Here is a 22,794-nt window from a genome sequence, read left to right as displayed (position 1 = left end):
ACACGGGTGACGCCATTCCGTTTGTTAGGTAGACCTAAGTTACAACTTAGGATCACCTAACTTCGAGCTATTCAGCGGCGATTTCCCCGGCGTTCACCACAAAAGCCCAGGTGAACAGCACGAGAAAACCGCGTGCACAGAACGAAGGGCCGGACCGGTGCTCCGGTCCGGCCCTTCTACTCCCAGTGCTACGCGCTCGGCGCGAGCTTCGTGGCCGCCGTGATGATGCGGTCGAACGAGTCGCCGTCCTTCGGGTCGTACAGGCCCGCGAGGAGCTTCAGCACGAGCTTCATCAACGTCTTGCGCGGCATGCCGTACTTGGTGGCCGTGCGCATGATCGTCGGGTTCCCGATCAGCTTGCTGAAGATGTTGCCCAGCCGGTAGTAGCTGCCGAGCGACTGCTCGATGCGCGCCGGGTAGCCCGCGAGCGCGTGCTCGCGGCTCAGCCCGGCGGGGCGGGCGAGCGCCTGCACGACGGTCTCGGCCGCGATCCGGGCCGACTCCATCGCGTAGCCGATGCCCTCGCCGTTGAACGGGTTCACCATGCCGCCCGCGTCACCGACGAGCAGCAGGCCGTTGCTGTAGTGCGGCTTGCGGTTGAAGCCCATGGGGAGCGCGGCGCCGCCGATCTTGCTGGTGGCGTTCTCCTCGCGGAAGCCCCACTCCTCGGGCGTGCCGTCGAGCCAGCTCTTCAGCAGCGCCCGGTAGTCCGTCGTGCCGTACGCCTTCGACGTGCTGAGGATGCCGAGGCCGACGTTCACGCTGCCGTCGCCCATGCCGAAGATCCAGCCGTAGCCGGGCAGCAACTGGGGGTTCGCCGGGTCGCTGCGGTCCCACAGCTCCAGGTGCGATTCGAGGTAGTCGTCCTTGGTGCGCGGGCTCGCGTAGTAGCGGCGCACCGCGACGCCCATCGGCCGGTCGTCGCGCTTCTCGATGCCCGCGCTCAACGCCAGCCGCGCGCTCACGCCGTCGCACGCCAGCACGAGCGGCGCGCGGTAGGTGACCGGCGTCTTCTCCGGGCCGATCTTCGCCGTGACGCCGACGACCCGCCCCGTGCGCTCGTCCTTGACGGCGCCGGTGACCGTGGTCAGCTCCTGGAGCCGCGCACCGGCCGCCTTGGCCGTGTTCGCCAGCATCTCGTCGAAGTCCTGCCGGGGCCGCACCACGCCGTACGGCGGGAACGTGGCCAGGTCCGGCCAGTCCAGCTCCATCGTCACGCCGCCGCCGACGACGCGCAGGCCCTTGTTGTGCAGCCAGCCCGCCTCTTCGCGGGTGTCGATCCCGAGGTCGATCAACTGCTTCACGCCGCGGGGCGTCAGTCCGTCCCCGCAGACCTTCTCGCGGGGGAAGCTGCTCTTCTCCAGCAGCAGCACGTCCAGGCCCGCGCGTGCCAGGTAGGTCGCGGCGGTGGAGCCCGCGGGCCCCGCACCGACCACGATCACCTCGGCGTCCTCGCCTGCCTGCCGGCGGCTGGGAGTAGTCATCCCCGACTCCTTGTGCATCAGTTCACAAACTCCTGTGAGTCTAGCCGCGACCTGCTGAGAGTCACTCGGGCTTGGTGGCCCGGTGCAGCGCGACCATGCCCCCGGTCAGGTTGAACCAGGCCACGTCCTCCCAGCCCGCCTCGGACACCAGCTCACCGAGGGCGCGCTGGTCAGGCCAGGCGCGCATGGACTCGGCGAGGTACTGGTAGGCCGCCGGGTTGGACGACACGACCCGCCCGATCAGCGGCAGCAGGCGCAGGAGGTACCGCATGTAGACGAACCGGAACGGCCGGAACGTGGGCGTCGACACCTCGCAGACGACCAACCGCCCGCCGGGCCGGACGACACGGGCCATCTCGCGCAGCGCGGCGACGGTGTCGTTGAAGTTCCGCAGCCCGAACGAGACCGTGGCGGCGTCGAACACACCGTCGGCGAAGGGCAGGTGCAGCGCGTCGGCCGCGACCTTCGGCACCCGCCGGTGCCTGCCGCCCTGCAACATGCCCAGCGAGAAGTCGGCCGCGACGCACCAGGCGCCGGACGCGGCGTACTCCACCGTGGACACCGCGGTGCCCGCGGCGAGGTCGAGCACCTTCTCACCGGGCTGCGCGTCGAGCACCCGACGGCTCCACTCCCGCCAGCGGCGGTCGAACCCGAGTGTCATCACCGAGTTCGTGCGGTCGTACCCCTTGGCCACGCCGTCGAACATCTCGGCCACTTCGCGCGGGTTCTTGTCCAGACCTGCTCGCGACATGCCTGAAGACTATGTGACCGCCCCTTGGGCGGGGCTCCCGACTCCGGCGCCTCACGCCGCCCGGCGCGCCTCCACCCCCGCCACGGCCTCGTAGTGCCCGATCAGCTCCCGGCACAGCACCGGCCAGGTCCTCCCCAGCACGGCCCGCCGCCCGGCCTCGCCGAACCGGGCTCGCCGCCCCGGCTCGCGCAGCAGCTCGACCCGGTCCCGCAGCTCCGCGTCGAAATCGGCCAGCAGGTACCCGGTCACCCCCGTCTCGACCAGGTCGCGCGGTCCGCCCGCGTCCGGCGCCAGCACCGGCACCCCGCTGGCGAGCGCCTCCTGGACGGCCTGGCAGAACGTCTCGTGCGGCCCGGTGTGGACGAAGACGTCCAGGCTCGCGTACGCGGCGGCGAGGTCCTCCCCGGAGCGGAACCCGAGGAACGCCGCCCCCGGCAGCGCCCGGCGCAGGACCGGCTCGTCCGGACCGCACCCGACGACCACGACCCGGACCCCCGGCACCCCGTTCAGCGCGGCGAGCCGCCGCACCTCCTTCTCCGGGGACAGCCTCCCCACGTACCCGACCAGCAGCTCCCCCTCCGGGGCGAGCGACCTCCGCAGCCCGTGGTCGCGCCGCGACGGCCGGAACAGCTCCACGTCCACCCCGCGCCCCCACCGGTGCACCCGCGGCACCCCGTGCGCCTCCAGCGCCTCCACCGCCCAGGTCGACGGCGCCAGCGTCCGGTCGGCCAGCGAGTGCAGCCGCCGCGTCCACCTCCACGCGGCCCGAGCCGTGATCCCCAGCCCGTAGCTGCCCGCGAACCCGGCCACGTCCGTCTGGTAGACGGCGACGGTCGGCAGCCCCAGCCGACGGGCCGCCTGCAACCCCCTCGCCCCCAGCACGAACGGCGAGGCCAGGTGCACCACGTCCGGCCGGAACCCCTCCAGCGCGGTCAGCACCCTGCGGGTGGGCACCCCGACCGGCAGGGAGCTGACCCGCGGCAGGTCGACCGAGGGGACCCGCACGACGGGCGTCCCCCGGTGGTCGTCGTCACCCGCTCCCGGCGCGATCACCAGCGCCGGACCGGGCAGGTTCTCCAGGACGCGGAGGACGGAGTTGGTGACCCCGTTGACGCGGGGCAGGAAGCTCTCGGTGACGATCGCGACGCGCACGGGCCCACCGTGGCGGGCCAACACCACCAGGGCGTGACACGGCGTGGAACGCCACCCGAACGTCTCCCGACGCGGACACCGTTGACCAGGTGATCGTCGGACGGCCACCTGGTGGACGTGTGTCGGCCACCCGCGAGGTCGAAACTAGCTCGGCATGACCGTCTTGTCGTCCAGGCCAGCCCAGCCCGTGGACCCCGCGCTCGTGTCGATCGCGCTGGAGGTGGCGGGGCGCCTCGCGAACGACGCCTCCGACGTGATCATGGCGACCGCCGGGCGAGGTGCGCGGCCGGACGACGGCGACTCGCCGTTCGACTGGGTGACCGACACCGACCACACGCTGGAACGGCACACGCGGCGGGTGCTGACCTCGGAGTTCCCGCGGATACCGGTGTTCTGCGAGAACGTCGACGTGCCCTTCGAGGCCGAGTTCCGGTGGGTCGTCGACCCGATCGACGGGACGGCCAACTACGTGGCCGGGGTGCCGTGGTGCGCCTACAGCCTGGCGCTGGTGGACCGCTGGGGCCCGGTGGTCGGCGTGGTCGCTGACCCGTACCGGTCGCAGATCTACGCCGCCGCGCGGGGCAGGGGCATGCGGGCCAACGGGACACCCGTGCGACTGGGCGCGCAGGCCGCGAGCCCGATCGTGTGCACCGAGATGACCCGCGGCGGCCCGTGGCCGGGGATGGGCGAGTTCATCACCCGCGCCGCCTCGGCGGGCACGGGCGTGCGGGTGCTGGGGTCGAAGGCGCTGGCCGTGGCGCAGGTGGCGCTGGGCCACGCCGCCGCGGCCGTGCTGCACGGCTACCACGAGTGGGACGTGGCCGGGGCCGTGGCGCTGGCCGTGGAGTCCGGCGCGGCCGTGCTGGACCGCAACGGCGACGGGGACCCGCTGCCGGTCGACGGGCTGCTGGTCGCCGCGCCCGAGGTGGCCGACGAGGTGCTCGGCTGGTGGCAGGCCGCGCTGGGCGCCTAGGCGCCCAGGCTGGGGAGCTGCTGCTCCAGGAACTCCAGGTCCGTGCGGGCGCGGTCCAGTTCGGGCCGGTCGAACATCTTCAGCGCGACCCGGCCGACCTCGGTCTCGAACGCCGCGAAGTCGCGGGCGGCGGCGAAGAGGCGTTGGGACGCGGGGTGGTTCTCGTCGACCGCGCCCATCGCCCTGGCCAGCCGGGCGATGCCCCGGACGTCCTCCAACTCGGCTTCGAACTGGGCCGCGATGCGGGCCATCCACTCCTTCGCGGGCGACGCGGGGACGGTGTCCACCACGGCGACCACCCGGCGCACGGACTCCTCGCAGCGGGCCACCACCTTCGACCACTGGTCGGCGGGCGTGGCGGGCACGTAGAGCGGGCGCGCGTGGACCGGAGGGGGCGGCGGGGGGAGGGCGCGCTGGTTCGACTTGCGGATGGCGCCCACCAGCAGGCCCAGGAGGGTTCCGGGGATGCCGCCCGTCGGGATCGCCACGAACAGCGAGGCGAACAGGGAGGCGGCGATGCTGCCCTCGTACGAGGACGGGGTCAGCAGCAGGAGCGTGAACAGGGTGAACATCACCGCGATGCCGATCGCCAACCCGGCCAGCACCGATCTCGCCATGACTCCCATCTCCCGATACTGCCACGTGAGACGTTCGTCAGGCGTCGAAATCGACCGTGACCCTGGTCGTGGTGGGCGTGGCCTGGCAGGTGAGGACGAAGCCCGCCTCGACCTCGCGCGGCTCCAGGGCGTAGTTGCGGCGCATCTCCACCTCTCCGTCCACGACCAGCGCGCGGCACGTGCCGCAGACGCCGCCCTTGCAGGCGAACGGGAGGTCGGAGCGGACGCGCTGGGCGGCGTCCAGGATCGCCAGGTCCGGCGGGACGGGCACGGTGGTCTCGCGGCCGTCCAAGACCACGGTGACCTCGGCCGCCTCGGCCAGTACCGCCGTGTCCTCCGCCCGGCGCGGGGCGGGCGGCGGCTCGTCGACGTAGAACAGCTCGTGGTGCACCCGGTCCGGCTCGACACCGCGTTCGGCGAGCACCGTCCGGGCGTCCTGGACCATCTCGTACGGGCCGCAGAGCCACCAGTGGTCGACGTCGTCGGCCTGCACGACGGTGGTGAACAGGGCGCGCAGCTTGTCCGCGTCGAGCCTGCCGGTGAACAGCTCCACGTCGCGCGGTTCGCGGGACAGGACGTGGACGAGCTGGAGCCCGGCCCGGTAGCGGTCCTTCAGGTCGGCCAGCTCCTCGGCGAACATGACGGTGTCGGTGCGGCGGTTGCCGTACAGCAGCGTCACGCGGGCGCCGCCCGCCAGCACCGTGGCGGCGATCGACAGCGCCGGGGTGATGCCCGAGCCCGCCACGACGAACGCGTGGCGCTCACCGCCGTCCGGCGTGAAGGTCCCCTGCGGCGGCAGGACCTCCAGGACGTCACCCGCGCGCAGCTCGTCGACGAGGTGGCTGGAGAACAGGCCGCCCTCGACGCGGCGGACGCCGATGCGCGGAGCGGCGCCGACGGCGGCGCAGATCGAGTACGAGCGGCGCTCGTCGCCGCGCTTGATCGTCAGGTACTGGCCCGCGGTGAACGCGAACTCCTCCGCCAACTCGGCGGGCACCTCGAAGGTGACGGCGACGGCGTCGTCGCACAGCCGGTCGACGTCGGCCACGGTCAGCGCGTGGAACGTCGTGCGGCGGCGGGTGGGCGCGGAGGCCGTCACTAGATCTCCTTGATGTGCTCGAAAGGTTCGGCGCAGTCCTCGCAGCGGCGCAGCGCCTTGCAGGCCGTGGAGCCGAACCGGGACAGCTCGGTGGTGCGCGGCGACCCGCAGAGCGGGCACGGCACCCGCTGCGACGGCGGCGTGAGGTTCAGCGGGACCGGGCCCGCGACCTTCGGGCCGACGCGGCTCGGCGGGGCGATGCCGTGCTCGGTGAGCTTGCGGCGGCCGTCGTCGCTGATCCAGTCCGTCGTCCACGCCGGGTGCAGCGACGTGCGCACCTCGACCTCGGCGTAACCGGCGGCGGTGAGCGCCCGGCGCAGGTCGGCGCCCATCTCGTCGATCGCGGGACAGCCCGAGTAGGTCGGCGTGATCGTGACGAGCACACGGCCGTCGGACTCCGACACGTCCCGCAGCACACCCAGGTCGGCCAGCGTCAGCACCGGCAGCTCCGGGTCGCGGACCTGCTCGGCGATCTGCCTTGCCGTCGTCACCACACCGCTCCGGGCAGCGACCGGTGCAGGTGCTGCATCTCCGCGACCAGGAACCCCATGGCCTCCGTGTGCACGCCGTCGCGGCCCGCCTGCCCGGCGACGAACGCCGTCGGGATCGGGCCGGGCCTGGTCAGGCCCGCCGCCTCGAACACGGCGTCCAGCACACCGTCCACTTCGGACCGCAGCTCGCTCGGGTCGACGGCGACGCCCGCCAGCCGCGACTCGACGGCGTTGGCGTGGAACAACTCGTCCACGAACGGCCACACGCGGTCGACCGCCGCGACCATCCGGCGGTGCGACTCCTCGGTGCCGTCACCGAGCCGCACGGCCCACTGGGCGGCGTGGTCGCGGTGGTACGCCAGTTCCTTGAGCCCCTTGGCGGCGACGGCCGCGAGCACCGGGTCCGCGCTGCCGCGCAGGCGGGAGAACTGGGCGACCTTCCACGACGAGAACACCAGCAGCCGCACGATGGTCGTGGCGAAGTCACCGCCAGGACCGGGACCGCAGTCGATCTCGGCCAGGTGCACGTTGCGGAACTCGCGCTCGTCGCGCAGGTACGCCAGTGCGTCCTCGTCCCGGCCCTCGCCCTCGACCTCGCCCGCGCGGGTGAGCAGCAGGCGGGCCTGGCCGAGCAGGTCCAGCGCGATGTTGGCCAGCGCGATGTCCTCCTCCAGCTCCGGCGCGCGCGAGCACCACGCGGCCAGGCGCTGGGAGAGGATCAGGGAGTCGTCGCCGAGCATCAGGCAGTAGGCGACCAGGTCCTTCGCGTCCACCGAGGTCGGGACCTCGCGGTCGACACCTTCCAGCGGCGCGCTGAACCCGGTGCCGAACGCCCAGTGCGCGTCCTCCTGGTCGATCAAGGCCTCATAAGCGTTGTCGAAGCTCATAGGTGCGGCACATCCTCGGGGATGGCGTAGAACGTCGGGTGCCGGTAGACCTTGTCGCCGCTGGGCTCGAAGAACGGGTCCTTCTCGTCCGGCGACGACGCGGTGATGGCTTCGGCGGGCACGACCCAGATCGACACGCCCTCGTTGCGCCGCGTGTAGACGTCACGCGCGTTGCGCACGGCCATCTCGGCGTCCGGGGCGTGCAGCGACCCCACGTGCACGTGGTTCAGCCCGCGCTTGCCGCGCACGAAGACCTCCCACAGCGGCCACGACGTGCTCATGCGACACCTTCCTGCGACCGACGGGCCTTGGCGGCGTGTGCGGCGGCGGCTTCGCGGACCCACGCGCCGTCCTCGTGCGCCTTGCGGCGGTGGGCGACGCGCTGGCTGTTGCACGGCCCGTGCCCGCCGACGACCTGCCAGAACTCCTCCCAGTCCGGCTGGCCGAAGTCGTGGTGGCCGCGTTCGGGGTTCCACTTCAGCTCGGGGTCCGGGAACGTGACGCCGAGCTTCGCGGCCTGCGGCATCGACATGTCGACGTACTTCTGCCGCAGCTCGTCGTTGGTGTTGCGCTTGATCCGCCACGCCATCGACTGCTCGGTGTTGGAGCTCTCCTCGTCCGGCGGGCCGAACATCATCAGCGACGGCCACCACCAGCGGTCGACCGCGTCCTGGACCATGTCGCGCTGGGCCTGCGTTCCGCGCATCATGGTCATCAGCAGTTCGTAGCCCTGCCGCTGGTGGAAGGACTCCTCCTTGCAGATGCGGATCATGGCCCGCGCGTACGGGCCGTACGAGGTGCGGCACAGCGGCACCTGGTTGCAGATGGCCGCGCCGTCGACCAGCCAGCCGATCACGCCCATGTCCGCGAACGTCAGCGTCGGGTAGTTGAAGATCGAGGAGTACTTCTGCTTGCCGTCGATGAGCTTCTCGGTCAGCTCGCCCCGGTCCGCGCCCAGCGTCTCGGTCGCGGCGTACAGGTACAGCCCGTGACCGGCCTCGTCCTGCACCTTCGCGAGCAGGATCGCCTTGCGGCGCAACGAGGGCGCGCGGCTGATCCAGTTGCCCTCCGGCTGCATCCCGATGATCTCGGAGTGCGCGTGCTGGGCGATCTGCCGGATCAACGTCCTGCGGTAGCCGTCCGGCATCCAGTCGCGGGGTTCGATCCGCGCCTCGGACGCCACCGTGTGCTCGAAGCGCGCCGCCAGGTCATCCACCATGAGGTGGATGTTACACCTGAACAGCGATATCTGGAGAAACTGTCACAAACGGCGGAGTCCTCGTCTGGTGAACCAGATCGCGGGCAGCAGCAGAGCCCACACGACCAGCAGGAACGTCGAGATCGGCAGCACCGCGAGCGAGGCGCCGCGACCCCAGATCCTGGCCAGTTCGGTGTTGGTCGTGTCGTACTCGATCCGCACGAGCTGCCCCACCTCCAGGCCCTCGGGGTACAGCACGCCCTGCGACGGGCTCTGCACCTTGCCGTCCGGCGTCCCGAACCTGATCACGGTGCGGTTGAACGCGACGGACACCACCTCGGCGGTCGCGTTGCCCAGGTTGGCCTCGATGGCCTGGTCGTCGCGCCAGGCCGCGATCATCAGCAGGGCCGCGACGAGCGTCACCACCCCGCCCACCACCAGCAGCGCGCGGGCGACACCCCGTCGGACCCGGACCCCGGCCGGGGCCCGCTGACTGGTCTGCACTGCGTCGTCCACCACAACTGAGGAGTCTAGAGCCGCCTGGAGGAGGAATCTCAGGAGTGAGTCCATACCCTCGAAGCGTGACCACCGCACCAGCGTCGCGAACCCGACAACGTCTGCGCGTCCGCACCGCGCGTGCGACGGGTGAGGACCTGCTGAGCAGACTGCCGCACCCCGACCACGCGCTCGCCTGGGTCCGAGACGGATCAGGCCTGGTCGGCTGGGGTGAAGCCGCGCGGTTCGAAGCGTCGGGCCCCACCAGGTTCGCCGACGCCGACCGCTGGTGGCGCGACTTCACGTCCACCCTCGACGTCCAGGACGACGTCGGCCAGCCCGGCAGCGGACCGGTCGCGTTCGTCAGCATGGCGTTCGCGGACGAGCCCGGCCACTCCGTCCTGGTGGTGCCCGAGGTCGTGCTCGGCACCCGCGACGGGCGGAGCTGGACCACCACGATCGGCCAGCCGTCCCCGGCCGACATCGCCCCGGTCCGGCGGCCGTCGACGGTCCGCTACGCCGACGGGCGGCTGTCGGTCACCGACTACCGGGGAGCCGTCGCGGCGGCCGTGGCCCGGATGCGCGACGGCGACCTGGACAAGGTGGTGCTCGCGCACGACCTGCTGGCCGTCGCCGACGTCCCGATCGACCACCGGTTCGTGCTGGAGGGCCTGGCCAGGCGCTACCCCGACTGCTGGGTCTACGCCGTGGACGGCCTGCTCGGCGCCACCCCCGAACTGCTGCTGCGGCGGACCGGCGAACTGGTCGACTCGCGGGTGCTGGCGGGCACGACGTGGCCGCACGACGGCATGTCCGACGAGGAGCTGGAGGCGGCGCTGATGTCGTCGCCGAAGAACCTGGAGGAGCACGACTACGCGATCCGCTCGCTGGCGGACACGCTGAAGCCGTTCTGCACGACCATGTCCGTCGAAGGGCCGTCCGTGCTGCGGCTGCCGAACGTGTCGCACCTGTCCAGCGACGTGATCGGCACGCTGAGCGGCTCGCCGTCGCTGCTGCGGCTCGGCGAGGCCCTGCACCCGACGGCCGCGGTCGGCGGCACGCCCCGCGCCGACGCCATCCGCCTGATCGAGGAGCTGGAAGGCCTGGACCGCGGCCGGTACGCGGGCCCGGTCGGCTGGATCGACGGCAACGGCGACGGCGAACTCGGCATCGCCCTGCGGTGCGCCCAGGTCGAGGGCAGCACGGCCCGGCTGTACGCGGGCTGCGGGATCGTGGCGGAGTCCGATCCGGACAGCGAGGTGTGCGAGGCGCACGCCAAGATGCGCCCGATGCGGGACGCGCTCGAAGGCCGCTAGACCCGACGAAGGTCCAGTGCGGCTCATCACCATCGGCAGCGGCGGACGGGTGGCGGTTCGGGCCAGGGTCGGGGCATGTCCACGATCCTGACCGCCCTGCTCGCCGCCGCCACCCTGGTGGCGCCTCCCGAGACCTTCGACCTGCCCGCGCCCACCGGACCGCACGACCTCGGCACCCGCCAGGTCCACCTCGTCGACCCGGCGCGCGACCGGGAACTGATGATCACCACCTGGTACCCGGCGCGGGCGGGCGGCGAGCCGTTCGCGCCGTACCTGTCCCCCGCCTCGGCGGCGGCCTTCGACCAGGGCCACGCGGCGATGGGCCTGCGGCCCGGCCAGGTCGACTGGGGCAGCACGACCACGCACGCCCGCGTCGACGCGCGTCCGGTCGGCCGGTGGCCGGTCGTCCTCTACTCACCCGGCTACGGCTCGCTGCGCACGTTGGCCACCACCGCGGCCGAGGACCTGGCGAGCCGCGGGTACGTGGTCGTGGCCCTCGACCACACCCACGAGGCGCCGTTCGTGGAGTTCCCCGGCGGACGGCTGGAGGTCCGGCAGCCGCCGGGCGACGACCCGTTGCGCACCGCGTTGGCCACCAGGGTGGCCGACGCGCGGTTCGTGCTGGACCGGCTGCCGTCGGTGCTCGGCTCCTCGGCGGACCTGTCGCGGATCGGGATGTTCGGCCACTCCTACGGCGGTGACACCACGGCCGAGCTGATGGTCACCGACCGGCGGGTCGACGCGGGCGCGAACCTGGACGGCTGGCTCGCCTACGACATCGACGGCACGCAGCCCACCCGTGCCGCCACCGAGGGCGTCGACCGGCCGTTCCTGCTGATGGGCTCGGCGGGCAACTCCCGCGACGGGCAGGTCCGCACGCACCGGACCGCACCCGCGTGGGGCGCCTTCTGGGAGCACAGCACCGGTTTCCAGCGCGACCTCGTGATGGCCCAGGCGATGCACTACAGCTACACCGACGTGCAGTCGTTCCTGCCCCAGCTCGACGCCGACCCCGCCGTGCGGGCGCTGCGGATCGGCACCGTCGACCCGGCGCGGAGCACCGCCTCGCAGCGCGCCTACCTGGCGGCGTTCTTCGACCGGGCGCTCAAGCACCGGCCGCAGCCGCTGCTGCGCCACGAGTCACCCGACCACCCGGACGTGGCGTTCGTGCGCTGACCCGTGGGTGCCCCTCGGTGGAGGGGCACCCACCTGGCCTCAGCGCTCGCCGTTGGCGAGCAGCTCGTGCGTCTCCTTGATCTTCTGCCGCGACTTGGGCTCCGCGGTGGGAGCCTTCTTCGCGGCCACGGCGGCCTCCGCACCGGGCGCCGTCGCGGGCTTGCCCTTGGTGAACAGCCACGTCGTGAACAGGTCGTCCAACTGCTGCCCGGAGACCTGCTCCGCCAACGAGATGAACTGGTCGATCGACGCGTCGCCGTACTGGTGCTTCTGCGTCCACTTCCGCAGCGTCGTGAAGAACGCGTGGTCACCCACGGCCGAGCGCAACGCGTGCAGCGTGAGCGCCCCGCGGTCGTACACGGCGCCGTCGAACTGGTTCGCCGCGCCCGGATCGCCGGGCAGGACGTCCCAGAAGGCCGAGTCGGCCGGGTACAGCTCGTAGGTGAAGTCCGAGTTCTCCTGCGCGGTGCCCTCGCCGACGTGCTCCGACCACAGCCACTCGGCGTAGCTCGCGAAGCCCTCGTTCAGCCAGATGTCCTTCCAGCCGTGCACCGACACCGAGTCGCCGAACCACTGGTGGGCCAGCTCGTGCGCGACGACGTAGGTGTTCGTGCCGCGGCGGAAGAACGCGGTGTCGTAGTTGGGCCGGGTCTGGTTCTCCAGCGCGAAGCCGATGCCGCCGGTGACCACGCCGCCCTGCGCCTCGAACGGGTACGGGCCGAAGAAGTCGTCCTCGAAGTCGATGATCTCCGGCGTCCGCTCGACGCTCGCCTTGGCGGCGCCGTCGAACTCGCCGAGGCCCTCCGCGTAGGCGTTCACGACGGGCAGGCCGCTCGGGGACGTCGACTGGCGGACCTCGAACTGGCCGATCGACACGAACGTCGAGTAGGTGTTCTGCGGCTTGGTGCTCCGCCAGTTCCAGCGCGTCCAGCCGTTGATCTGCTTCGTCGTGCCGGTGAGCCTGCCGTTGGAGATCACCTCGACGCCGTCCGGCACGGCCACCGAGACGTCGAACGTGGCCTTGTCCGTCGGGTGGTTGTTGCTCGGGTACCACCACGGCGCGATGTCGGGCTCGTCGATCGCGAGCGCGCCGGTCGACGTCTTCTTCCACGCCGTGTAGCCGTCGACGGACTTGGTGGACGGCTTGTCGTCGTAGGTGACGACGACGGTGACGTCGCTGCCCTTCGCCAAGGTGCCCTTCGGGTCGACGACCAGTTCACCGCCGTCCTGGGTGAACGACGCGACCCTGTTGTTCACCCGGACCGTCTTGACCTTGAGCAGGAAATCGAGGTTGAACCGCGAGAGGTCCTGAGTGGCTTTCGCCAGAATCGTCGTGGTGCCGGACAGGGTGTCGTTAGACGGCTGGTAGTTCAGCCGGATGTCGTAATGGGAGACGTCGTAGCCACCGTTTCCCGAGTTCGGGTAGTACGGATCACCGATACCGGGTGCTCCGGGAGCCGCAGCGGCGCTGGCCGGGCCCGCGAGCAGCGCGAGTGCGCAAGCCGTCGCCGCCCCGACCGTGATCTTCGCTCTGATGGACATGGCTGGAAACTAGTCACCGGGACGGGTCCGGAATACCCCCGTACGTAGGCTCCTACTCTTTGGAACCCGTCGCGACGGCACGCCTCAACGCGGTATGCAAATCACGCAATCCGGAACGATTCGCACGAATCTCCACGACCTTGATTCCGGCGGGCGGCGCCAGTTCGGCGCGGAATTGATCCGCCGATTCGGCCAGGACGTGCGGCACCCGGTAGCCGGCGCACAGCGCGGCGAGGTCCATGCCGTGCGGGGTGCCGAAAACCCGCTCGAACGACCGCGCGTGCTCCGCGGAGCCCTGCTCCAGCAGCGAGAAGATGCCGCCGCCGTCGTCGTTGAGCACGACGATCGTCAGGTCCGGCCGCAGCTCGTCCGGACCGATCAGCAGCCCGTTCAGGTCGTGCAGGAACGTGAGGTCGCCGACGAGCGCGAACCCCGGCCCCCCGGCGAGCGCGAGGCCGATCGCGGTCGACAGGCTGCCGTCGATGCCCGCGCCGCCGCGGTTGGCGTGCACGACGAGGTCCGCGCGCGGGTGGGCGACCAGGTCCACGTCGCGCACCGGGTTCGACGAGCCGAGGAACAGCAGCGAGCCCCACGGCAGCGCGGCGACCAGCTCGCGCGCCACGTGCAGCCCGGTCGGCCACGGCACGTCCCCCAGCACCTCGTCGACGACCTCGGAGGCCATCTTGTCCGCGTCCTGCCAGGCCGCCAGCCACTCCGGGTCGACCTCCAGCTCACCCGCCGACAGCTCGGTCGACGTGTGCGTCGCGGCGAACGACGGGTCCGGCCAGTCCAGGTCCGGTGTCAGCACGTGCACGACCGGCGTCCGCGCGATCAGCTTCAGCACCCCGCGCGACAGCGTCGCCCGGCCCACGACCAGCACCGCGCTCGGCCGCAGCTCCGGGGGCAGCTCGCCCGAGTTCAGCAGCAGCGTCCCGTGCCGCAGCACCGGCCCGTCCGAGCCCGCCGTCGGCTCCGCGACGATCGGCCACCCCGCGTGCCACGCCAGCTCCGCGGTCTCGCCCACCAACGAGTCGCCGACCACGACCAGCGTGCGCGGGCCGAGGTGCTCGACCGTCGACGTGGACCTCGTGACGCGGGGTTCGACCCGCGTCCACGGCACGTCGAAGTGCCTGCCGTCCAGCGCCTCCGGCCAGTCGCCGTCGTGGTCGGGCACCAGCGGCTCGCGCAGCGGCACGTTGACGTGCAGCGGCCTGCCCGACCGGGCCGTCGCGACCGCCCGGCACACCAGCGACCGCCAGACCGCGTTCTGGCCAGCCCGCCGTTCGGCGATGGGGAAGTGCAGCGTGTCCGTCGCCGCGCCGAAGATCCCGTGCTGGTCGACCGTCTGGCTCGCGCCGGTCCGGTACAGCTCGACCGGGCGGTCCGCCGTCACGACCAGCAGGCCGGTGCCCGAGTGCCGCGCCTCCAGCACCGCCGGGTGCAGGTTCGCGACGGCCGTGCCGGACGTGCAGACCACCGCCGTGACCCCGCCCGCCTTCGCCTTCGCCAGACCGAGCGCCAGGAAACCCGCGCCGCGCTCGTCGACCCGCACGTGCAGCGTCAACCGTCCGTCGACCTCGGCCTCGTGCAGGGCGAACGACAGGGGCGCGTTGCGCGAGCCGGGGCTCAGTACGACGTGCCGCACGCCGTTGCGGACGAGCTCGTCGACGAACACCAGGGCTTGCGCGGTGGACGGGTTCACGGGCCCATTCTCCCCCAACCCACCATCGGGTGATCCACCTTGCGCATTCGAACACACGTTCTACTGTTGGGCCATGACCTACGCCACCCGAGTGATGCTGGTCCTGCTGGTCGGAAGCCTGCGGGTCGAGGGCTCAGCGAGCCCCCTTTATTGTCGCGGACGTGGAAATCTCCGAGTTGTTCGACGCGTCCCGTTGGAAGCCGATCCCCGGATTCGAGTCCCTCACGGACATCACCTACCACCGCGCGGTGGACCAGGGCACGGTGCGGATCGCCTTCAACCGCCCGGAGGTGCGCAACGCGTTCCGGCCGCACACCGTCGACGAGCTGCACCGGGCGCTCGACCACGCCCGCATGTCGTCCGACGTGGGCTGCGTCCTGCTCACCGGCAACGGACCGTCCCCCCGTGACGGCGGCTGGGCGTTCTGCTCCGGCGGCGACCAGCGCATCCGCGGCCGGTCGGGGTACCAGTACGCGGCGGGTGAGACGGCGGACACGGTCGACCCGGCGCGCGCGGGGCGGCTGCACATCCTGGAGTGCCAGCGGCTGATCCGGTTCATGCCGAAGGTCGTCATCGCCGTCGTGCCCGGCTGGGCGGCCGGTGGTGGCCACAGCCTGCACGTCGTGTGCGACCTCACCATCGCCAGCGCCGAGCACGCCAAGTTCAAGCAGACCGACGCCGACGTCGGCAGCTTCGACGGCGGCTACGGCTCCGCGTACCTGGCCCGCCAGGTCGGCCAGAAGTTCGCCCGCGAGATCTTCTTCCTGGGCCGCACGTACGGCGCGGCCGAGATGCAGCGCATGGGCGCCGTGAACGAGGTCGTCCCGCACGCCGAACTGGAGAACACCGCGCTCCAGTGGGCGAAGGAGATCAACGGCAAGTCCCCCACGGCCCAACGGATGCTGAAGTACTCGTTCAACCTCATCGACGACGGCTTGGTCGGCCAACAGATCTTCGCAGGCGAAACGACCAGGCTCGCCTACATGACCGACGAAGCAGTAGAAGGCCGCGACGCCTTCCTAGAAAAACGCACCCCAGACTGGTCCGACTTCCCGTACTACTTCTGACCACTGCCCGTTCTGCCTGTCTGCTCGCTCTGACCCCCGCTGTTCCCGACCACCACTATTCCCAACCGCTGCTGTCCCCGACCACCGCCCTTCCCAACCGCCGCCGCTCCCGCCCGCTGCTGTTCCCAACCCCCGCCGTTACCGACCACCACCGTTCCCAACCGCTGCTGTTCCCGACTACCGCCCTTCCCGACCGCTCTGTTTCTGGCCACCACCGTTCCCAACCGCTGCTGTTTCTGGCCATTGCTGTTTCTGACCGCTGCCGCATTCGAGACAGTCCCGACCTCGTTCCGACCGCGGGGCCGCCACCCATCCCGTCCCAACCAGAGCCGAGGGTGCCTTGCCGCCCGGCACCCTCGGAGCGTTGCGCCCAGGTTCGCCAACCGGACGATCGTGCGCACCAACACCGGAAGTTCGACCAAGCGTTCGCGATATCTGGTCCCGAGGCTCTTCCTGTTCTTCAGATGAACCATCGTGCGTTCGCCCCGCACCGAATCCCGAACCGGGCCCTGTTCCGACGGTCCGGGTCGGGTCGGGTTCACGATTCTTGGGCTTCTCGGTCGAAGTGCTCATGTTCGCGCCCTGACAACCTCCGGTCCTTCCTCGTCCACCGCCACATGCCCCCCTGCTCCACACCAAACTCTCCGCCCTAAACCACCGGCAACACACAACCAGTAATTCCCACTCCGAGCCTCCGTCACGCAAGCTGCCGACCCACCGTCTCCCCTATCCAAGTTCCCGCCTTACCCCAACACCCCACAGGTCTGGCCTACTCCAAACTCTCGCCCCTCAAGCCGCCTCCCCACTTCAAGCGCTCGCCTTGCCCCACCAGCACCACCGCTACAGGTCCGCCACCTCCCTCCCTCCAGGCTCTCCGCCCTACCCACCTCCCTTTCCCCACCGCAGGCCACACTCAGCGAGCCCACCGTCCCCCGACAAGCTGGGAAATCTGATGGCCGACATGGTCGAGGCAGTCCCTGTCTCGTTCGAAGCACTCGAACTGCTCCCACCCCTGCGGGCCGCTCTGGACGGCACCGGCCCAGCGGTGGCGCCGGTGCCGTTCGGTCAGGTCGTGGCGCCCGTTCCACTGGAGGGCTGGGAGCGGGAGGCGGCGTTGGTGATCACGACGTCCGGGTCGACCGGTGTGCCCAAGTCGGTGTTGTTGTCGGCTTCGGCGCTTCGGGCGTCCGCCGAGGCGACGCACGCTCGGCTGGGTGGGCCTGGGCGGTGGTTGTTGGCGTTGCCCGCGACGCACATCGCGGGGGTGCAGGTGTTGGTTCGGTCGCTGGTGGCGGGGACTGCGCCTGCGGTGTTGGATCTTGCGCCTGGGTTTCGGGTGGAGCGGTTCGCCGAGGTTGCGCGGCCGTTGTTGGCGACGGCTGGGCCGCACTACACGGCGTTGGTGCCGACCCAGTTGGCTCGGTTGCTGGCCGACGACATGTCGGTGGTGAAGGAGTTCGACGCTGTGCTGCTCGGTGGCGCGGCTACACCGCGGCCGTTGCTGGAGGCGGCGTTGGCGGCCGGGGTGCGGGTGGTGACCACGTACGGGATGAGTGAGACCGCTGGTGGGTGCGTGTACGACGGTGTGCCGCTCGACGGGGTCGAGGTGCGGCTCGTGGACGGGCGGATCGAGGTGGCTGGGCCGACGTTGGCGTTGGGGTATCGGGGGGAGCGGTTCGGCGACGGGTGGTTCCGGACGGGTGATCTTGGTCGGTTCGGGGTGGACGGGGCGGTGGAGGTGTTGGGGCGGGCGGATGACGTGATCGTCACCGGTGGGGAGAAGGTGCCTCCGGTGCTGGTGGAACGGGCTCTGGCCGGGGTTCCGGGGGTGCGTGAGGTGTGTGTGGTCGGGGTGCCGGACGTCGAGTGGGGGCAGGTCGTCGTGGCCGCGGTGGTCGTGGCCGGGGAGGCGCCGTCCGAGGAGGTGCTGCGGGACGTCGTGCGGGCAGCGGTGGGACGGGCGGCTGTGCCGAAGCGCGTGCTGTTCCTGCCGGAACTGCCCACGCGCGGTCCCGGCAAGGTCGACCGCGCCGCCGTGGCCCGCTCGTTCGGGTGACTCCGCCAGCGCGGGCGGGCGCTCACCGCTTGGCTCTGGCGAATGACGAGACGCCTGTTGGTGATCACCGTGGCGCTGCTGGCCGTGGCGCAGGTCCTGCCGGCGCAGGCGGCGACAGCGGCACGCCTGTACCGGGTCTACGCCACCCGTGAAGGCCTGGTCGGCGGCACGACGGCCAACGGTCACGTGATCAAGGACCGCGACCACTTCGTCGCCCTCCCGTCCCGGCGAGGACTGTCCGGTCGCGATTCGGGCGACCTCACGGTGCGCGTGTGTGCGACCAACGGCCGCTGCGAGTGGGCGCCGGTGTGGGACGTGGGGCCGTGGAACGTCAAGGACGACTACTGGAACGACGACCGCGAGATGTGGACCGACCTGCCCGTCGGGAAACCGCAGGCGCAAGCGGCTTTCGAGGACGGTCACAACGGCGGAAAGGACCAGTTCGGGCGCAAGGTCGGGAGTCCGGCGGCGATCGACCTGGCCGACGGCACGTTCTGGGACGGGCTGAAGCTGACGGGCAGTTCGTGGGTCACGGTGCAGTTCCTGTGGACCGGTTCGGCGCCGACCGGAACGGTGCGCGCGCTGTCGGTGGTGCGCAACGGACCTCGCGGCTCGGCCGCCGCGGTGGGCTTTGCGGCGGCGTACGCGCGGGTGCCGCTGGCGTGCTCGGTGGAAGGCGAGAGCGCCACGGGCAGTGAAGGCACGTCGACCACCTGGTACCGCCTGTCAACCGGCAAGTACCTGGGCGCCGCGCACATCGCCGGAGCACCGGCAGTGGACGCCTGCTGACACCGAGTCGGCCAGGGCATCGGTGGGCGCGGTTGGCACGGAGTTCGCGGGGGCACCGGTGGGCGCGTGCTGATACCGGGTCCGCTGGGAGACGGGGCTGTGGGCGGGTATTGGCGCAGGGTCCGCTGGGACACCGGTCCGCGGGCACGTGCTGACACCGGCTGGACCGGGCACCAGTGAGCGCGTGTTGGCACCGGCTCGGCCAGGGCATCGGTGGGCGAGTGTTGGCACCGGAGCAACTGGGACACCGGTCCGTGGACGCGTGCCGGCGCGGACGCCACCGGGGAAGTGAACGGGTGCTGGCACCGGGTCCGGTGGACCACCGGTCCGTGGGTGGGTGCTGGCGCCGGCTTCGCCGTGTGGCGGAGGCTGGTGAAGGTTGGAGCCGATGCGGGAGGCGGGGGCTCGGTGCTGGTGGTCGGGGCAGTCGCGCAAGAGGCGGGATGAGGTCCCCCGTCCGCAGTGGTCAGAGGGGGATGGCCGAAGATGGCTCCATGGCCACAGTCACCCAGTGGGTCGAGGGCACTCGTCCTCGTACGTTGCCCAACTCGATCGCCCCGGTGCTGGTGGGCGCGGGCGCCGCGCAGAACATCGACGGGTTTTCGCTCCCGATGTCGTTGCTCGCGCTGGTGGTGTCCATCGCGCTCCAGATCGGGGTGAACTTCGCCAACGACTACTCCGACGGGATTCGCGGGACGGATGACCACCGGGTTGGGCCGTTTCGGCTGGTGGGGTCGGGTGCGGCTGAGCCGGTGACGGTGCGGAACGCGGCGTTCGCGTGCCTCGGGCTGGCGTCGGTCGCGGGGCTCGTGCTGATCGCGATGTCGGGTTACTGGTGGCTCGTGGCGTTCGGGGTGCTGTGCATCGCGGGGGCGTGGTTCTACACCGGTGGGTCGAAGCCGTACGGGTATTCGGGGTTCGGGGAAGTGGCGGTGTTCCTGTTCTTCGGGCCCGCCGGGGTGTTGGGCACGTTGTTCGTGCAGACCGGTGAGGTGACCGGGATCGGGATCGGGGCCGCCGTGGCGGTCGGGTGCTTCTCGACGGCGGTGCTGGTGGCGAACAACCTGCGGGACATCCCGACCGACACGAAGTCGGGGAAGCGGACGCTGGCCGTCCTCATCGGCGACCGGGACACGCGACGCCTGTACCTGGCGCTGGTCGTGGCGCCGTTCCTGATCACGCTGGTGATCGGCGTCCGGGTGCCGGGCACGCTGCTCGGGCTGCTGGCGTTGCCGCTCGCGGTGCTCGGGGCGCGACGGGTGGTGCGGGGCCTGACCGGGCTCCAGTTGATCCCGGTGCTGCGCGACACGGGTCTGGCGATGCTGGTGTGGGCGGCCGTGGTCGGCGGCGCGCTGATGTTGAGCTGACCTACCAGGCGTCCTCGGTGATGGCGACCTGCTCGTCGTCGTCATCGTCCCGCCGCCGCTTCACGGGCGGGGGCGGGGGTGCTTCGCCCAGGCAGAGGGCGGCGATGTTCTCGCGGTCGGCGTCCAGTGCCGCGCGGACGCCGGGGTCGTGGCCCGCTTCGCCGCTGAGGACCTGGCGCCAGCTCAGGTGGCCGCCCGCGATCCTGCGCTGCAACGCCTGGAGCGCCATCGACGCGGCGGGCGACTTGGCGAACGCGATCACGCGGCGGATGTCCTCGGCGGACGGTTCACGGCCCGCGGCGCGCAGCTTCTCCGCCTGGCGCATGGACTTCTCGGCTTCGGCGATCGACCGGGCCAGGACGTCCTCTGCCGCCAACACCTCCGCGGTCCGCCAACTCACCGAGTTTCCCCTTCCGACTGGACACCTGCTGCGACGCAGCAGGTGTCCGTCCCGTTCCCGCTACCAGGCACCAGTGCGGCGGAACTTCTTCAGCCGTTTCAGGTGGGGTGCGAGGTCCATGTCCTGCGCGGCCACCCACTTGTCGTCGTAGTAGGTGTTGGCGTACCGCTCACCGCCGTCGCAGAGCAGCGAGACGACGCTGCCGCGCACCCGCGACGCCCGCATCTCGGCGATGATCTGGAACGCGCCCCACAGGTTCGTGCCGGTCGACCCGCCGACGCGGCGGCCGAGGACGGTCTCGACGTGCCGGATGACGGCGATGGACGCGGCGTCCGGCACCTTGATCATCCGGTCGATGACCTGGCCGACGAACGACGGCTCGACCCGGCCGCGGCCGATGCCCTCGATGCGCGAGCCTCGGGTGCCGACGAGGGTCGGGTCGCTGTCGCGCCACGCGTCGAAGAACACCGAGTGCTCCGGGTCCACGACGGCGAGGCGGGTCTTCAGCCTGCGGTAGTGGATGAAGCGGCCGATGGTCGCGCTGGTGCCGCCGGTGCCCGCGCCGACGACGACCCAGTCCGGTTCCGGCGACGCCTCCATGGCCATCTGCTGGAAGATCGACTCGGCGATGTTGTTGTTGCCCCGCCAGTCCGTGGCGCGCTCGGCGTGCGTGAACTGGTCCATGTAGTGGCCGTTCAGCTCGGCGGCGAGGCGGCGCGACTCGTCGTAGATCGCGCCCGGCTCGTCCACGAAGTGGCACTTGCCGTCCTGGCGTTCGATCAGGGCGATCTTCTCGGGACTGGTCGACCGGGGCATGACCGCGATGAACGGCAGGCCGAGCAGCCGGGCGAAGTACGCCTCCGACACGGCCGTCGAACCGGACGAGGCCTCGATGACCGGCGTGCCGCCGACGACCCACCCGTTGCAGATCGCGTACAGGAACAGCGAGCGGGCGAGCCGGTGCTTCAACGAGCCGGTCGGGTGGGTCGACTCGTCCTTGAGGTACAGGTCGATGCCCCATTCGAGGGGCAGGGGGAAGTGGAGCAGGTGCGTGTCGGCGCTGCGGTTCGCGTCGGCCTCGATGATCCGGACGGCCTCGCGGACCCAGTCCCTGGTGCGGCTGCAACATCGGTCAAGGGAAATGGTCACGGCGCACGATAACTTCGAGGACACTAGTCCGCCGTGGACAAGTTTCGCGGGTCACTTCTCGCAGGCGCAGTCGGCGACGCCCTGGGCGGCGCCATCGAGTTCGAGCACATGGACGCCATCCGCGCCCGCTTCGGTCCCGCCGGGCTGACCGACTTCGCCCCCGCGTACGGGAAGGTCGGCGCGATCACGGACGACACCCAGATGACGTTGTTCACCCTCGAGGGGCTGGTCATCGCGCGGAAGCACGGGACCGACCCGCTGTGGGACGTGCGGGCGGCGTACGGGCGGTGGCTGCACACCCAGGGCGGGCCCGCCGTGCGGGTCGAGGGGTGGCTGTTGGACGAGCCGGGGATGTTCTCTCAGCGGGCGCCCGGGACCACGTGTTTGAGCGCGCTTTACGACGAGGAGTCGTTCGGGACTACCTCTGACCACATCAACAACTCCAAGGGGTGTGGAGGGGTGATGCGGGCTGCTCCGGTGGCGCTCTGGTCGGAGGATGTGGATGAGGTGTTCGCGTTGGCTGCTGGGACGGCGGCTATCACGCACGGGCATCCGAGTGGGTTCTTGTCCGCTGGAGTGTTGGCGGTGATCGTGCAGCAGGTGTTGGTGGGGGCTTCGGTGATGGAGGCCGTCGCGGAGGCTCGGGAGGAGTTGGTGCGGTGGGATGAGCATGAGGAATTGCTGGAGGTGGTGGATTTGGCGGTTCGGTTGGGATCTCGGGGGAAGAGGCCTACTCCGGAGTTGATTGAGACGTTGTTTGGTGGGGGGTGGGTTGGGGAGGAAGCTTTGGGGATTGGGTTGTACGCGGCTTTGGTGGCGGAGTCGGTGGAGGATGGGTTGTTGTTGGCGGTGAATATTTCTGGGGATAGTGATTCGACCGGGTCTGTTTGTGGGAATATTTTGGGGGCTCGGGATGGGGTGGAGGGGATTCCTCGGAGGTGGTTGGAGGGGGTGGAGTTGGGGGAGGTTTTGGAGAGGTCAGCCGATGAGGCTGGGGGGACGTTTGGGGTTTATGGGTAGTGGTGAGGGCAGGTTTCAGCGTGGTTGGGTTTGGGGGCGCGGGTTTGGAAGGGGGGTGGCCGA

22 protein-coding genes are annotated in these 22,794 nt (G+C 70.9%); 8 read left to right on the top strand and 14 right to left on the bottom strand.

Going from position 1 to position 22,794, the window contains the following annotated elements; genetic code table 11:
* Positions 1-188 precede the first annotated feature (188 nt).
* The 3 genes from NZH93_RS46715 to NZH93_RS46705 all read right to left on the bottom strand — a co-directional run bounded on the left by NZH93_RS46715 (position 189) and on the right by NZH93_RS46705 (position 3,387).
* Complete coding sequence (locus tag NZH93_RS46715; RefSeq protein WP_259629822.1) at positions 189-1,484, bottom strand: geranylgeranyl reductase family protein; 1,296 nt, start codon at positions 1,482-1,484, stop codon at positions 189-191.
* Between the two features lie 61 nt (positions 1,485-1,545).
* Positions 1,546-2,235: a demethylmenaquinone methyltransferase gene (locus NZH93_RS46710; protein WP_259629821.1), complete on the bottom strand. Its 690-nt coding sequence runs from the start codon at positions 2,233-2,235 to the stop codon at positions 1,546-1,548.
* Positions 2,236-2,286: 51 nt separating this feature from the next.
* Positions 2,287-3,387: a glycosyltransferase family 4 protein gene (locus tag NZH93_RS46705; RefSeq protein ID WP_259629820.1), complete on the bottom strand. Its 1,101-nt coding sequence runs from the start codon at positions 3,385-3,387 to the stop codon at positions 2,287-2,289.
* 154 nt (positions 3,388-3,541) lie between these two features.
* Here NZH93_RS46705 and NZH93_RS46700 point away from each other — a divergent pair, with 154 nt between their 5' ends.
* Complete coding sequence (locus NZH93_RS46700) at positions 3,542-4,360, top strand: inositol monophosphatase family protein (RefSeq protein ID WP_259629819.1); 819 nt, start codon at positions 3,542-3,544, stop codon at positions 4,358-4,360.
* Here the strand turns inward: NZH93_RS46700 and NZH93_RS46695 are convergent.
* Genes NZH93_RS46695 through NZH93_RS46665 form a run of 7 tightly spaced genes read right to left on the bottom strand, consistent with a single transcriptional unit; the run spans position 4,357 to position 9,171 of the window.
* Entirely contained in the window at positions 4,357-4,977 is a 621-nt protein-coding gene (locus tag NZH93_RS46695) for a hypothetical protein (RefSeq protein WP_259629818.1), read from the bottom strand. The two genes, NZH93_RS46700 and NZH93_RS46695, sit on opposite strands and share 4 nt — an antisense overlap.
* A gap of 37 nt (positions 4,978-5,014) precedes the next feature.
* The gene (paaE, locus tag NZH93_RS46690) at positions 5,015-6,076 is read right to left on the bottom strand and encodes a 1,2-phenylacetyl-CoA epoxidase subunit PaaE (RefSeq protein ID WP_259629817.1); all 1,062 of its coding nucleotides are present in this window, start codon (positions 6,074-6,076) and stop codon (positions 5,015-5,017) included.
* Complete coding sequence (paaD, locus tag NZH93_RS46685; protein WP_259629816.1) at positions 6,076-6,567, bottom strand: 1,2-phenylacetyl-CoA epoxidase subunit PaaD; 492 nt, start codon at positions 6,565-6,567, stop codon at positions 6,076-6,078. The genes paaE and paaD overlap by 1 nt, the downstream gene beginning before the upstream one ends.
* Positions 6,564-7,454: a 1,2-phenylacetyl-CoA epoxidase subunit PaaC gene (paaC, locus tag NZH93_RS46680; protein ID WP_259629815.1), complete on the bottom strand. Its 891-nt coding sequence runs from the start codon at positions 7,452-7,454 to the stop codon at positions 6,564-6,566. The genes paaD and paaC overlap by 4 nt, the downstream gene beginning before the upstream one ends.
* Complete coding sequence (paaB, locus tag NZH93_RS46675; RefSeq protein WP_259629814.1) at positions 7,451-7,735, bottom strand: 1,2-phenylacetyl-CoA epoxidase subunit PaaB; 285 nt, start codon at positions 7,733-7,735, stop codon at positions 7,451-7,453. Before paaB ends, paaC begins: the two co-directional genes overlap by 4 nt.
* Positions 7,732-8,673 carry a 1,2-phenylacetyl-CoA epoxidase subunit PaaA gene (gene paaA / locus NZH93_RS46670; protein ID WP_259629813.1) on the bottom strand — a complete coding sequence of 314 codons (942 nt, stop codon included), beginning with the start codon at positions 8,671-8,673 and terminating at the stop codon, positions 7,732-7,734. The genes paaB and paaA overlap by 4 nt, the downstream gene beginning before the upstream one ends.
* A gap of 42 nt (positions 8,674-8,715) precedes the next feature.
* Positions 8,716-9,171 carry a DUF3592 domain-containing protein gene (locus tag NZH93_RS46665; RefSeq protein WP_259629812.1) on the bottom strand — a complete coding sequence of 152 codons (456 nt, stop codon included), beginning with the start codon at positions 9,169-9,171 and terminating at the stop codon, positions 8,716-8,718.
* Positions 9,172-9,233: 62 nt separating this feature from the next.
* On the opposite strand from NZH93_RS46665, the gene NZH93_RS46660 reads away from it, so the two are divergent.
* Positions 9,234-10,463 carry an isochorismate synthase gene (locus tag NZH93_RS46660; protein WP_259629811.1) on the top strand — a complete coding sequence of 410 codons (1,230 nt, stop codon included), beginning with the start codon at positions 9,234-9,236 and terminating at the stop codon, positions 10,461-10,463.
* 75 nt (positions 10,464-10,538) lie between these two features.
* Complete coding sequence (locus NZH93_RS46655; protein WP_259629810.1) at positions 10,539-11,639, top strand: alpha/beta hydrolase family protein; 1,101 nt, start codon at positions 10,539-10,541, stop codon at positions 11,637-11,639.
* A 39-nt stretch (positions 11,640-11,678) separates the two neighbouring features.
* On the opposite strand, the gene NZH93_RS46650 is transcribed toward NZH93_RS46655, so the two are convergent.
* Both NZH93_RS46650 and menD read right to left on the bottom strand, forming a co-directional pair.
* On the bottom strand, positions 11,679-13,181 hold the full coding sequence (locus NZH93_RS46650; protein WP_259629809.1) for a M1 family metallopeptidase: 1,503 nt from the start codon (positions 13,179-13,181) through the stop codon (positions 11,679-11,681).
* Positions 13,182-13,233: 52 nt separating this feature from the next.
* The gene (gene menD / locus NZH93_RS46645) at positions 13,234-14,883 is read right to left on the bottom strand and encodes a 2-succinyl-5-enolpyruvyl-6-hydroxy-3-cyclohexene-1-carboxylic-acid synthase (RefSeq protein WP_259629808.1); all 1,650 of its coding nucleotides are present in this window, start codon (positions 14,881-14,883) and stop codon (positions 13,234-13,236) included.
* Positions 14,884-15,044: 161 nt separating this feature from the next.
* Here menD and NZH93_RS46640 point away from each other — a divergent pair, with 161 nt between their 5' ends.
* The 4 genes from NZH93_RS46640 (at position 15,045) to NZH93_RS46625 (ending at position 20,162) form a co-directional block, all read left to right on the top strand.
* Complete coding sequence (locus NZH93_RS46640) at positions 15,045-15,950, top strand: 1,4-dihydroxy-2-naphthoyl-CoA synthase (RefSeq protein ID WP_259629807.1); 906 nt, start codon at positions 15,045-15,047, stop codon at positions 15,948-15,950.
* A gap of 961 nt (positions 15,951-16,911) precedes the next feature.
* Positions 16,912-18,006: an o-succinylbenzoate--CoA ligase gene (gene menE, locus NZH93_RS46635; protein ID WP_259629806.1), complete on the top strand. Its 1,095-nt coding sequence runs from the start codon at positions 16,912-16,914 to the stop codon at positions 18,004-18,006.
* 42 nt (positions 18,007-18,048) lie between these two features.
* Positions 18,049-18,795 carry a DUF8814 domain-containing protein gene (locus NZH93_RS46630; protein ID WP_259629805.1) on the top strand — a complete coding sequence of 249 codons (747 nt, stop codon included), beginning with the start codon at positions 18,049-18,051 and terminating at the stop codon, positions 18,793-18,795.
* Between the two features lie 494 nt (positions 18,796-19,289).
* Entirely contained in the window at positions 19,290-20,162 is an 873-nt protein-coding gene (locus NZH93_RS46625; RefSeq protein ID WP_259629804.1) for a 1,4-dihydroxy-2-naphthoate polyprenyltransferase, read from the top strand.
* Position 20,163: 1 nt separating this feature from the next.
* On the opposite strand, the gene NZH93_RS46620 is transcribed toward NZH93_RS46625, so the two are convergent.
* Both NZH93_RS46620 and cds1 read right to left on the bottom strand, forming a co-directional pair.
* The gene (locus NZH93_RS46620) at positions 20,164-20,562 is read right to left on the bottom strand and encodes a hypothetical protein (RefSeq protein WP_259629803.1); all 399 of its coding nucleotides are present in this window, start codon (positions 20,560-20,562) and stop codon (positions 20,164-20,166) included.
* A gap of 60 nt (positions 20,563-20,622) precedes the next feature.
* Positions 20,623-21,711 carry an L-cysteine desulfhydrase Cds1 gene (gene cds1, locus NZH93_RS46615; RefSeq protein ID WP_308214310.1) on the bottom strand — a complete coding sequence of 363 codons (1,089 nt, stop codon included), beginning with the start codon at positions 21,709-21,711 and terminating at the stop codon, positions 20,623-20,625.
* Positions 21,712-21,744: 33 nt separating this feature from the next.
* Here cds1 and NZH93_RS46610 point away from each other — a divergent pair, with 33 nt between their 5' ends.
* A complete protein-coding gene (locus NZH93_RS46610) occupies positions 21,745-22,731 on the top strand; it encodes an ADP-ribosylglycohydrolase family protein (RefSeq protein WP_259629802.1) in 987 nt (328 codons plus the stop codon).
* The last annotated feature ends 63 nt before the right edge of the window (positions 22,732-22,794 follow it).

This window comes from Umezawaea endophytica (genome assembly GCF_025061645.1).
Lineage (GTDB): Bacteria > Actinomycetota > Actinomycetes > Mycobacteriales > Pseudonocardiaceae > Umezawaea > Umezawaea endophytica.
This window is presented reverse-complemented; position numbering and strand designations above follow the sequence as displayed.